The following is an 11,527-nucleotide window of genomic DNA, read 5'->3' on the forward strand; positions in this document are numbered from 1 at the left end:
CCTGGAGTCGGTCCCGGAGCGCAAGCGAAAACGACGTTGACGGCCCGAGGGGCGGACCCTACGATTGCGCCCGAATGACCGCGTTGTGGATCGTCCTCGGCGTCGTGGCGCTGCTGCTCATCATCGGCATCACGATCTACAACCGTCTCGTCCGGTACCGCAACCAGATCGACAACGCCTGGTCGCAGATCGACGTGCAGCTCCGGCGCCGGTACGACTTGATCCCGAACCTCGTCAACACGGTGAAAGGCTACGCGGCGCACGAGAAGCAGACGTTCGAGAACGTAACCGCCGCGCGTGCGGCCGGGATCGCGGCGAAGACCGTCGGGGAGCAAGCTCAGGCGGAGAACATGATCACCCAGGCGCTGCGGCAGCTGATGGCAGTCGTCGAGAACTACCCCGACCTGAAGGCCAACCAGAACTTCCTCGCGCTGCAGGAGGAGCTGACCGGCACCGAAGGACGGATCGCCTTCGCTCGCCAGTTCTACAACGATCAGGTTCTGAGCTTCAACAACCTCGTGCAGCAGTTCCCTTCGGCGATCGTCGCGTCGATGGGGGGGTTCAAGATCCGCGAGTTCTTCGAGACCGAGGACGCGGCCGCCGGCCCGGTCCAGGTTCAGTTCTAGCATCCCGCCGAGCCGTCCACCGCTCGCGCGCTCTCCGGACCCAGTAGCGTAGAGACCCGCCATGTGGGACCTCTACCGGAAGAACACGCGACGCTCGATCCTCCTCATCGCTGGTTTCGTTCTCGTCGTTCTCGCGATGGGCTGGCTCTTCGGCTACCTGTTCGACGGCGGGTTCATCGGGGTGCCGATCGCGGCGGTGGTCGCGACGTTGATGACGTGGCTCTCGTACCGGAGCGGCGACAAGATTGTGCTCGCCGTCAGCAGGGCGCGCGAGGTCACGCACGACCAAGAACCGAGGCTCCACAACATCGTCGACGGGCTTTGCATCGCGGCCGGGATACCGAAGCCGAAGGTCTACGTCGTCGAGGACGCCGCGCCGAACGCCTTCGCGACCGGCCGCGATCCGGCGCACGCTTCGATCGCCGTCACCCGCGGGCTGCTCGAGAAGATGAATCGCGTCGAGCTCGAAGGCGTCGTCGGCCACGAACTCGCGCACGTGAAGAACCGCGATACGCTCGTGATGGCCGTCGCGGCGACACTGCTCGGCATCGTCGTGCTCGTGAGCGACTGGACGCTGCGGGCCATGTTCTGGGGAGGCGGCCGCCGTCGCGGGCGCGACGGAGGCGGTGGTGGCGCGGCGGTGTTCGCGCTCGTGGGCTTGGCTCTGGCCATCCTGATGCCGATCATCGCGCAGGTGATCCGGGCGACGATAAGCCGCCAGCGCGAGTCGCTCGCCGACGTGTCCGGTGTGCAGTACACGCGGTATCCGCCCGGGCTGATCTCGGCGCTTGAGAAGCTGCGAGACGATAGAACGGTGGTTCGCTCTGCGTCGCGCGCCACCGCAGCGCTGTGGATCGAGTCGCCCCTACAGCGCGAGCAAGGCTTCTTCGGCTGGCTCAACCGCTTGTTCGACACGCATCCGCCGCTCGATGAGCGGATCAAGATCTTGAAGGAGATCTGAGCGTCCCGGTCATGCTGGATCTCTCACGAGATAACTCCCGCCGGGCTCGAGCGATCGCGGGCTGCTTCGTCGCCGGCGTCACCGCGATCGGGTTCGCGGTGGGCTGGCTCTTCCGGGCGGGCGTCATCGGGGCGGTGGCGGCGCTCGTCATCGCCGTGATCGTCGCGTGGCTGTCCTTCACGACGGGGGATCGCATCCTGCTGGCGCGCGCGGGCGCTCACCCGGTAACGCCCGAGAACGAGCCCCGTCTGTACAACATCGCCGAGGGGCTTGCGATCGCTTCCGGACTTCCGAAACCGGCGCTTCTCGTGGTCGAAGACCCGGCGCTCAATGCGTTCGCGACCGGCATCGACCCCAAGCACGCGAGCCTGGTCGTCACGCGGGGACTCCTCGAATCGCTCAACCGGATGGAGCTCGAGGGGGTTCTCGGTCACGAGCTGGCGCACATCCAGAATCGCGACACCCTCGTGATGCAGGTGGCGTCGACCCTTCTGGGCTCGGTGGTTCCTCTCGGCGCCCTGTTCATGCCGTCGGCACTGAGTCGCGACCGTGAGTCGGCCGCGGACATCAACGGCGTCCGGTACACGCGGTACCCGATCGGGCTGCGTGCCGCGCTCCAGAAGCTCGCGCAAGGCGGTACGGCGCTGCGTCGCCGCTCGCGGGGGACGGCCGGTATGTGGATCGCATCCCCCCTCAAGGGGGGTGACGGGCTGAGCGCCTGGCTCGACAAGCGCTTCGATTCTCATCCGCCCCTGGAGGAGCGCATCAGCCTTCTCGAGGATCTATAGGTGGGGCGGCCCACCCGCCTCTCATCGGGCGCGCGACGGTGGCGCGACCACGAGCGCTGGGCATCCTCGCCGAGGAAACTCGCCGAAGCCGTCGCAGAGGAGGGTGTACAATCCCGTTAGATAAATCCGCAGGTCAAAGGCCTTTTTCAGATCTCCCGGGGAGGCTGCTGTGACGGAGGAGCGAGGGACCGTCCGCGTGAAGCGCGGGCTCGCGGAGATGCTCAAGGGCGGCGTGATCATGGACGTCACGACCGCCGAACAGGCCAAGATCGCCGAGGACGCGGGCGCGTGCGCGGTCATGGCGCTCGAGCGAGTCCCGGCGGACATCCGTCGCGAAGGCGGCGTGGCCCGGATGGCCGATCTCGCCAAGATCGACGAGATCATCTCCTCGGTGTCGGTCCCGGTCATGGCGAAGTGCCGCATCGGGCACTTCGTCGAAGCGCAGATCCTCCAAGCCGTCGGCGTGGACTACGTGGATGAGAGCGAGGTCCTCACGCCGGCCGACGAGGAGCACCACGTCGACAAGTGGTCGTTCACGGTGCCGTTCGTGTGCGGCGGAACGAATCTCGGCGAAGCGTTGCGGCGTATCGGCGAGGGCGCCGCGATGATCCGCTCCAAGGGCGAAGCCGGCACCGGGAACATCGTCGAGGCGGTGCGCCACCTGCGCTCGATCCTCGGCGAGATCCGGCGCCTTCACGGGAGCGCTCCCGAAGAGCTCATGAGTGCCGCGAAGGAGCACCGCGCGCCGTACGATCTCGTCAAGGAGACGGCGGAGGCGGGGAGGCTTCCGGTCGTGCTGTTCTGCGCCGGCGGTGTTGCGACGCCGGCCGACGCGGCGCTCGTGATGCAGCTCGGGGCGGAAGGCGTGTTCGTCGGATCGGGGATCTTCAAGAGCGACGACCCTGCGCACCGCGCGAAGGCGATCGTCGAAGCAACGACCTACTTCAACGACCCCGACGTGCTCGCGAAGGTGACGCGCGGCCTCGGCGAGCCGATGCGCGGCATGGACGTCCGTTCGATGCCGGAGGGCGACCGTCTCGCGCAGCGAGGCTGGTAGCGCTTGAAGAAGGTCGGCGTCCTCGCGCTCCAGGGGGATTTCGAGGCTCACCAGCGGCTGCTCGAGCGCGCCGGCGCGGGGCCGATGCTGGTTCGTACTCGCGAGGAACTCGAGTCCGTCGACGCGCTTGTGATCCCGGGCGGCGAGTCGACGACGATCGGCAAGCTCGCCACCGACTACGACCTCGTCGATCCGCTCCGCAAGCGCGCCGAGGGCGGCATGCCCATCCTCGGCACCTGCGCCGGGATGATCGTGTGCGCGAAGCGGATCACAGAAGGCGACCGGCCCCTGCTCGGCATCGTGGACGTCACGGTTCGCCGCAACGCGTACGGGCGCCAGGTGGACTCGTTCGAGACCGACCTCGATGTGATCGGCATCGGTGAGATGCACGCGGTCTTCATCCGTGCGCCCTGGGTCGAGGAGGTCGGTCCTGGGGTTGACGTGCTCGCGACCCATCGCCACCACGCGGTAGTCCTCCGTCAAGGGAACGTGACGCTTGCGTCGTTCCACCCCGAGCTTTCCGGCGACGATCGGCTGCACCGGCTCGCTTTCGGTTTGTCCTAGCGGCGGGGTTGCCCGGCTGGTCCCTCCAGCCACAAGATGAAGGACCGACGACCTCGGAGACGCACGTGGGCGGGCATTCGCACTGGAAAGGCATCAAGGAGAAGAAGGGCAAGATCGACGCGAAGCGTGGGAAGCTCTTCGCGAAGCTGATCCGTGCGATCGAGATCAACGCCCGCCAGGGAGGCTCCAACCCCAAGGACAACCCGACCTTGGCCGACGCGATCCAGCGCGCCAAGGACGGCCGGGTGCCGCGCGACACGATCGAGCGCGCGGTCGCTCGGGGCGGCGGGGACACCGGCGGCGCGAACTTTCAGCAGGTCTTCTACGAGGGGTATGCCTCGGGCGGTGTCGCCGTCCTCGTCGAGGCGCTGACCGACAACCGGAACCGAACCTCGCAGGATCTGCGCGCGATCTTCAGCAAGCAGGGCGGGGCGATGGGGGAGCCCGGCAGCGTGAGATGGATGTTCGACAAGCGCGGCGTGATCCTGCTCGACAAGGCCGGTGCCGACGAAGAACGAGTCATGGAGCTGGCTCTCGAGGGGGGAGCGGACGACGTGCGCGACCTCGGCGACGAGTGGGAAGTCCTCACCGACCCAGCCTCGTTCGAGGCCGTCCGCGCGGGCCTGGAGCAGGCAGGGCTCACCCCCACCTCTGCCGAGGTCACCCTGATCCCGCAGAACAGCGTCCCGGTGGACGGGGGCGACGCTCGTTCGGTCCTCAAGCTGATCGACGGGCTCGAGGACCACGACGACGTACAGGCCGTCTACGCCAACTTCGACATCCCCGAGGCCGTCCTGGCCGAGGTCGGCTAAAATCACACCGCTGTAACTCCGGGTTCCTTGAACCCGTCCTTCCCAAGGGTTAGCCTCGTACATATGTTCGGAGGCCGGGGATGAGGGTCATGGGGGTCGACCCCGGGCTCACGCGCGCCGGATTCGCCGTCGTGGAGCAGTCCGGAGGCAAACTGAAGGCGCTCGAGTTCGGGACCGTCCGAGCGGCCGGTGCCGACGTTCCCGCGCAGCTGGCCGACCTTCGCGCCCGGCTGGCTGAGGCCGTCGAGCGTCACCGGCCCCAGGCAATGGCCGTCGAGCGGCTGTTCGTCACCCGCAACCAGCGCACCGCGATCCGAGTCGGGCAGGCGAGCGCGATGGCGCTGCTGGTCGCGGCGGAGGGCGGCATCCCCGTGACCGAGTACGGGCCGCTCCAGGTCAAGCAGGCGGTCGTCGGCGTCGGAAGCGCGACCAAGGACCAAGTGATGTTCATGGTGGGCCGGCTGCTCGGACTGACCGAGAAGCCGGAAACGGCCGACGCATCGGACGCGCTCGCACTGGCGATCTGCCACTTGCACTCGTACCGGCTCGCGGTGAAGGCGGGGGTGCGATGATCGGCTCCGTGGCCGGGACGCTCATCGAGACCTATCCCGACGGCGCGCTCGTCGACGTCAACGGGGTCGGGTACCGGCTGCTCGCGCCGGCATCGGTCCTCGCGCGACTCCCGGGAGCCGGCGAGAAAGTGCGGCTCCACACGCACCTGCACGTCCGCGAGGACGCGCTGACATTGTTCGGGTTCACGACGGCCGAGGAACGCGACGTCTTCGAGGTGCTCATCGGCGTCAACGGGATCGGCCCCAAAGGCGGGCTCGCCGTGCTGTCGGTGTACACGCCCGACGCCTTGCGGCGTGCGATCCTCGGCGAGGACCTCGACGCGTTGACGCTCATCCCGGGGGTCGGCAAGAAGACCGCGAGCCGGATGATCTTGGAGTTGAAAGAGAAGCTCGGCGCGGGCGACGCAGATCTGGCACCGGTCGCCGGGTCACCGGCCGTACGCGAGGCGCTCGGCGAGGTTCGTGCGGCTCTCTTGCAACTCGGGTACACCACGACGGAAGCGCGGGAGGCGATCGAGCGCGTCGCGGCTGAGAAGGCGACCGCGAACGGCAACGGCGCGGCCGGCGTCGAGGCGATACTGAAGGCCGCGTTGAAGGAGCTCGACGCGCGATGACCGAGATCCTCGATCGCGAAGCGGCCCCGGAGGAGCGGGATTTCGAGGTTTCCCTGCGGCCTCGCCGGCTCGCCGAGTTCGTCGGCCAGCAACAGGTGAAGGAACAGGTCGGGCTCATCCTCGACGCGGCACGCGGGCGCGGACGTCCGCCGGACCACTTGCTGTTCAGCGGCCCCCCCGGTCTCGGGAAGACTTCGCTCGCGCACATCGTCGCCAACGAGCTCGGCGTCGAGACGCGGTCGACGAGCGGCCCCGCGCTCGTGCGCGCGGGCGACATCGCCGCGATCCTCACGAACCTCGAGCCGGGAGATGTGCTCTTCATCGACGAGATCCACCGCCTCGCGCGACCGGTCGAAGAGGTGCTCTACGCGGCGATGGAGGATTTCGCCCTCGACATCGTCATCGGCAAAGGGCCTGCCGCGCGATCGATCCGGATCGACCTGCCGCGGTTCACGCTCATCGGAGCGACGACCCGCACCGGCTTGCTCACCGGACCGTTGCGCGACCGGTTCGGGTTCAGCGCGCGACTGGACTACTACATGCCAGACGACCTCGAGGTCATCGTCCGGCGGAGCGCGAGCCTCCTCGGCGTCGAGATCGACGAGCCCGGCGCGAAGGAGATCGCGCGGCGCGCACGCGGCACGCCGCGGGTCGCCAACCGGCTCCTGCGCCGGGTCCGGGATTTCGCCGAGGTGCGCGGCGACGGGCACGTCGACGTCACCGTCGCACGCGAGGCGCTGGCCGTCTTCGAGGTCGACGAGCTCGGTCTCGACAAGATGGACGTCGCGCTCGTCCGGGCGATCGTCGAGAAGTTCGGCGGGGGCCCCGTCGGCGTCTCGACGCTCGCCGCCGCGCTCCACGAGGAGCCCGACACGCTCGAGGACGTCTCCGAGCCGTACCTGCTCCAGCTGGGCTTCCTCAAGCGCACGCCGCGCGGCCGGGTGGCCACGGACCTGGCTTACGAGCATCTGGGCTTGCAACGGGCGGGCGGGCCTACCCTCCTTTAGACTGTTCCGCGGCCCGGACCCCGGGTGAGGTTTTGCTACGGAAGGGACCACGTGTACGCGATCCTGACGCTTCTGGCTCAGACGACCGATACGACCGGCGACACCACGACCGACACCAACCCGCTCGTCAGCTTCCTGCCGATCCTGCTGCTCATCGCGGTGTTCTACTTCTTCATGATCCGCCCGCAGAAGAACCGGATGCGCCATCAACAGGAGCTGCTCTCCAGCCTCGGGCTGGGCGACGAGGTCGAGACCATCGCCGGCATCTACGGAACGATCAGGGCGATGGACGACGACACCTTCATGATCGAGGTCTCGCCTGGAACGACCGTACGCATGTCGCGCGCGGCGGTTCGCCGCAAGATCTACGAGCCCGACGAGGAGGAGTCCTCCGACTCCACCACATGACCGCCGTGCCCACGACCATCTCTCGATGACCCCGCGACGCCGCTTCCGCACGGCTCTGCTTACGCTGCTCGTCCTGGTCGGCGGCATATGGGGCATCATCGCGGCCCTCGGGTTGGAGCCGCGTCTCGGCCTCGATCTCCAGGGCGGCATCTCGGTCGTGCTCACCGCCGACGAGGATGCGGATTCGGGATCGATCGACAAGGCGGTCGACATCATCCGCAACCGGGTCGACGCGCTGGGCGTCGCCGAGCCGGACATCTCGCGCCAGGGCAACAACGTCTTGGTGCAGCTGCCGGGCGTCGAAGAGCGGCAGGCTGCCCTGGACATCATCGGGAGAACGGCCCAGCTTCGTTTCCGCCCCGTCCTCGAGGTTCTCCCGCCCGGCTCCGAGCCCTTCACGGCGGCGACCCCGCCCGACTGCACCGATCTCTCCAGCTTCCCCGAGCAGGACGATCCGACGAAGGACGTCGTTCATTGCACGCGGACGTTCGACACGGCCACGGGCGCAGAGCTTCCACCGTCCCAATGGGAAAAGTTGCGTCTCGGACCCGCGGCGTTGAGCGGCGTAGACGTGGCCGGCGCGAAGGCAGAACCGCCGTCGACCACGGGCGGGGCGTTGACCTGGAGCGTGAGCCTCAGCCTCACGGGCGATGGGGCCACGAAGTTCACCGACGTGACCGGGAAGCTCGCGTGCAACCCGGATGGCGACCCGAAGCGTCAGCTCGCGATCATCCTCGACCAGATCGTCGAGTCCCACCCGCAGATGGGTACCGAGGTTCAATGCAACCAAGGCATCTCCGGCGGCACCGCGACGATCAGCGGCAACTTCACCCAGGACGAGGCCACAGAGCTGGCACTCGTTCTTCGCTACGGTGCGCTGCCGGTCTCGTTCGAGCCCTCGACGTTCACGACCGTAAGCCCGACGCTCGGGAAGGAGTCGCTCAACGGGGGCCTGATCGCCGGGCTGATCGGGCTCGGCATCGTCTTCATATACGTCGCGCTCTTCTATCGCTTCCTGGGCCTACTGATCTGGCTCGGGATCCTGCTGCACGCAGGGTTCACCGTCGGCGTGGTCATCATCCTCGGCGAGACCGCCGGGTTCGCGCTCACGCTGGCCGGTATCGCCGGGCTCATCGTGTCGCTCGGCATCGCGGCAGACTCGTTCATCGTCTACTTCGAACGGCTGAAGGACGAAGTACAGAGCGGCAAGAGCGTGCGGGCATCGGTGGATCGCGCCTGGGACAGCGCCTGGCGAACGATCGTCGCGGCCGACCTCGTGACGGCGCTCGCCGCCTTCGTGCTCTACTTCCTGGCCGTCGGGAGCGTCCGCGGGTTCGCGCTCATGCTCGGGCTGTCCACCGCGCTCGACCTCTTCGTTTCGTACCTGTACATGCACCCTGCCGTCTGGCTCCTTTCCCAGACGAAGGCATTCAACGAGAGCAAGAGGCTCGGGATCCGGCGCGTGGTCGGCGAAGCGCCCGTGCCGGCGGGAGGGGCGCGCTGATGTTCGCCGGTCTGAAGCGTCTGATGAAGGGCGAGTCGAACATCGACTTCATCGGCCGTTCCAAGATCTGGTTGCTGGTCTCCCTGATCGTGATCGGGGTGAGTGCCATAGGGCTGTTCGGCCGGCAGCTCGAGCTGTCACTCGAGTTCGAAGGGGGCACGGCGTTCAACGTCCCACTGAGTACGGACATCGGCGTCCAGGAGGTCGAGGAGGAGCTGGAGCAGTTCGACGCCGGGACGCCGAAGGTCCAGATCTCTACCAGCGCCGGCGGCGACCGGGAGCTGCGCGTCAGCGTGGAACGGATCGCCGATCCCGCCAAGCTGGACTCGGTGACGGCGAAGCTTGCCGAGCTCGCCGGGCAGTCCGATGTCGACGAGGTGAACATCAATGACGTCGGCCCGAGCTGGGGCCGCCAGGTATCGAACAAAGCCTTGCGTGGCTTGATCGTCTTCATCGTGCTCGTTGCTCTGTACATCAGCTTCCGGTTCGAGTGGAAGATGGCCGTCGGCGCGCTCGTCGCGCTGTTCCACGATCTCATCGCGACCGCAGGCGTTTACACGCTCCTCGGGCTTCAGGTCAGTCCGGCGACCGTGATCGCGCTCCTCACGCTCATGGGGTTCTCGCTGTACGACACGGTCGTCGTGTTCGACAAGGTGCGGGAGAACTCCGAGTCGCTCACCGCTACGTCGAAGATCTCCTACTCGGATATGGTCAACCGCTCGATGAACCAAGTATTGGTTCGCTCGATCAATACGTCGCTCTCGTCGGTGCTGCCGGTCGCCGGTTTGCTCTTCGTCGGCGTGTACGTGTTCAACGCCGAAACGTTGAAGGACCTCTCGCTCGCGATGTTCATCGGCGCTCTCGTCAGTACCTACTCGAGCATCTTCGTCGCTTCGCCGATCCTGGCGTGGCTGAAGGAGCGCGAGCCTCGGTACCAGCAGATCCGTGCCCGCATCCAGGGCGGTATGCGCGCCGAGCCGGCGACCGCCGCGGCTGGAGCGGGCGTTGCGGCGTCTCCATCCTCGGCCTCCGAGGCCGTTTCAGCAGCGGAGAAGCCGCGAACCCAGGTCCGTGCCGCGTCGCGGCCGCCCCCGCGCGCGCGTCGGGGACGCGGCGGGAAACGCCGCCGGCGGTAGATCGGCTGTGACCCGACACGCCGAGGACATCCTGCGCGCCAAGGTGCGCGACGTCCTCGACTTCCCGAAACCCGGCATCGTCTTCAAGGACATAACCCCCTTGCTCGGCGACGAGGTCTCCTTCTCCACCGTGATCGACGAGATCGTCGTGGCATTCGGCCGGGGAACCATCGACAAGGTCGTCGGCGTCGAGGCGCGCGGCTTCATCGTCGCGTCGCCGGTCGCGTACCACTTCGGCGCCGGGTTCGTCCCGGTGCGCAAGAAGGGGAAGCTACCCTGGGAGACGGTCTCGGAGAACTACGAGCTGGAATACGGCGAGGAGACGCTCGAGATCCACAGCGACGGCATCGCCCCCGGCGAGCGGGTCGCCATCGTGGACGACGTCTTGGCGACCGGCGGGACCGCGTTGGCTACGGCGCGGCTGGTGGAACGGCTGGGTGGAAAGGTTCAGGGCATGGCGTTCTTGATCGAGCTGGGCTTCCTGAACGGTCGGGAGCGGCTCAAGGGCTACGACGTCTTGTCCCTCCTCACCTATTGAATCCCGATCCCACCGGACGTTGGAGCGCTACAATTTGATCCGTGCGTGCCTATCGGAATCCTGACGGAACCGTTGTCATCCACGTCAAGGATGCGGATGAGCGGCGGGTCGAACGCATCACCACGGCATTACTCGTGCTTTGGTTCGGTGCGATCCTCATCTGGCCCGACAGAGACCAACCGGAAGGCCTCACCCCTCTCGGGTTCGGGGCGATCCTGCTCGGCTCAGCCCTGTATCAGCGGCTCCGCGGATGGCACGCCGGCATCCTGAGCTGGGTCCTCGGCGCGGTGTTGATCGGGGTCGGGATCGGCGATCTCGTCTATGGGGGCGATGTGCCCTGGTTCGGGATAGCCGTCGCGCTGTCCGGCCTCTGGCTCCTCGCTCGAGCCGGCCGCCGCGGCTGGTAGGACCCCCACCTTCGGGGCGGGCCCCGTCCACGCGGTGATCGTTCCTCTACAATCTCCACCATGGAGGAGCGTTTCGCGCCTGAGGACGGCGGAAAGCGCCGCGGGGTCCTCTCCCGCCTCCGGCCGGTCGAGATCTCACCCGACCACGGCCTCGACGTCCTGCTGAAGCGCCTCAAAGCCACGAGTCCCAAAGCGGACACGAAGCTCATCCAGAAAGCGTACGAGTACGCCGCTCAGTCGCACCGCGACCAGTTCCGCGCTTCCGGCGAGCAGTTCATCGAGCACCCGCTTGCCGTCGCGAACATCATGTCCGACCTGTGGCCGGACACGACCACGATCGTCGCGTCGCTCCTCCACGACGTGGTCGAGGACACGCCGCTGACCCTCGACGACATCGAAGGCGAGTTCGGCGCCGAGGTTCGGCTGATCATCGACGGACTCACCAAGCTGGACAAGATCGAGTTCCGTACCAGCGAACAGCACCAGGCGGAGAACATCCGCAAGATGATGCTGGCGATGGCGAAGGACATCCG

At 67.2% G+C, this 11,527-nt stretch carries 15 protein-coding genes; all 15 read left to right on the forward strand.

Features of this window, described 5'->3' with window-relative positions:
• Positions 1–74 precede the first annotated feature (74 nt).
• Positions 75–626, forward strand: a complete 552-nt coding sequence (locus tag WEB06_01625) for a LemA family protein (protein ID MEX2554313.1) — start codon at positions 75–77, stop codon at positions 624–626.
• A gap of 61 nt (positions 627–687) precedes the next feature.
• Entirely contained in the window at positions 688–1,587 is a 900-nt protein-coding gene (locus tag WEB06_01630) for a M48 family metallopeptidase (GenBank protein ID MEX2554314.1), read from the forward strand.
• An 11-nt stretch (positions 1,588–1,598) separates the two neighbouring features.
• A complete protein-coding gene (locus WEB06_01635; protein ID MEX2554315.1) occupies positions 1,599–2,375 on the forward strand; it encodes a M48 family metalloprotease in 777 nt (258 codons plus the stop codon).
• A 169-nt stretch (positions 2,376–2,544) separates the two neighbouring features.
• On the forward strand, positions 2,545–3,432 hold the full coding sequence (pdxS, locus tag WEB06_01640) for a pyridoxal 5'-phosphate synthase lyase subunit PdxS (protein ID MEX2554316.1): 888 nt from the start codon (positions 2,545–2,547) through the stop codon (positions 3,430–3,432).
• Between the two features lie 3 nt (positions 3,433–3,435).
• Entirely contained in the window at positions 3,436–3,996 is a 561-nt protein-coding gene (gene pdxT, locus WEB06_01645; GenBank protein MEX2554317.1) for a pyridoxal 5'-phosphate synthase glutaminase subunit PdxT, read from the forward strand.
• Between the two features lie 65 nt (positions 3,997–4,061).
• Entirely contained in the window at positions 4,062–4,808 is a 747-nt protein-coding gene (locus tag WEB06_01650; protein MEX2554318.1) for a YebC/PmpR family DNA-binding transcriptional regulator, read from the forward strand.
• An 80-nt stretch (positions 4,809–4,888) separates the two neighbouring features.
• The gene (gene ruvC, locus WEB06_01655; GenBank protein ID MEX2554319.1) at positions 4,889–5,380 is read left to right on the forward strand and encodes a crossover junction endodeoxyribonuclease RuvC; all 492 of its coding nucleotides are present in this window, start codon (positions 4,889–4,891) and stop codon (positions 5,378–5,380) included.
• Positions 5,377–5,994 (forward strand): Holliday junction branch migration protein RuvA, encoded by a 618-nt coding sequence (gene ruvA, locus WEB06_01660; GenBank protein MEX2554320.1) that lies wholly within the window; start codon positions 5,377–5,379, stop codon positions 5,992–5,994. Before ruvC ends, ruvA begins: the two co-directional genes overlap by 4 nt.
• On the forward strand, positions 5,991–7,001 hold the full coding sequence (ruvB, locus tag WEB06_01665; protein MEX2554321.1) for a Holliday junction branch migration DNA helicase RuvB: 1,011 nt from the start codon (positions 5,991–5,993) through the stop codon (positions 6,999–7,001). The genes ruvA and ruvB overlap by 4 nt, the downstream gene beginning before the upstream one ends.
• A 51-nt stretch (positions 7,002–7,052) precedes the next feature.
• Positions 7,053–7,409 (forward strand): preprotein translocase subunit YajC, encoded by a 357-nt coding sequence (gene yajC, locus WEB06_01670; protein ID MEX2554322.1) that lies wholly within the window; start codon positions 7,053–7,055, stop codon positions 7,407–7,409.
• A 25-nt stretch (positions 7,410–7,434) separates the two neighbouring features.
• On the forward strand, positions 7,435–8,913 hold the full coding sequence (gene secD / locus WEB06_01675; GenBank protein MEX2554323.1) for a protein translocase subunit SecD: 1,479 nt from the start codon (positions 7,435–7,437) through the stop codon (positions 8,911–8,913).
• Positions 8,913–10,049: a protein translocase subunit SecF gene (gene secF, locus WEB06_01680; protein MEX2554324.1), complete on the forward strand. Its 1,137-nt coding sequence runs from the start codon at positions 8,913–8,915 to the stop codon at positions 10,047–10,049. Before secD ends, secF begins: the two co-directional genes overlap by 1 nt.
• Before the next feature lie 7 nt (positions 10,050–10,056).
• Complete coding sequence (locus WEB06_01685) at positions 10,057–10,587, forward strand: adenine phosphoribosyltransferase (protein ID MEX2554325.1); 531 nt, start codon at positions 10,057–10,059, stop codon at positions 10,585–10,587.
• 41 nt (positions 10,588–10,628) lie between these two features.
• On the forward strand, positions 10,629–10,994 hold the full coding sequence (locus WEB06_01690) for a hypothetical protein (GenBank protein MEX2554326.1): 366 nt from the start codon (positions 10,629–10,631) through the stop codon (positions 10,992–10,994).
• Between the two features lie 60 nt (positions 10,995–11,054).
• On the forward strand, positions 11,055–11,527 hold a 473-nt coding region (locus tag WEB06_01695; protein ID MEX2554327.1), incomplete at its 3' end, for an HD domain-containing protein.

The sequence above is a fragment of the Actinomycetota bacterium genome, assembly GCA_040905475.1.
GTDB lineage: Bacteria > Actinomycetota > AC-67 > AC-67 > AC-67 > DATFGK01.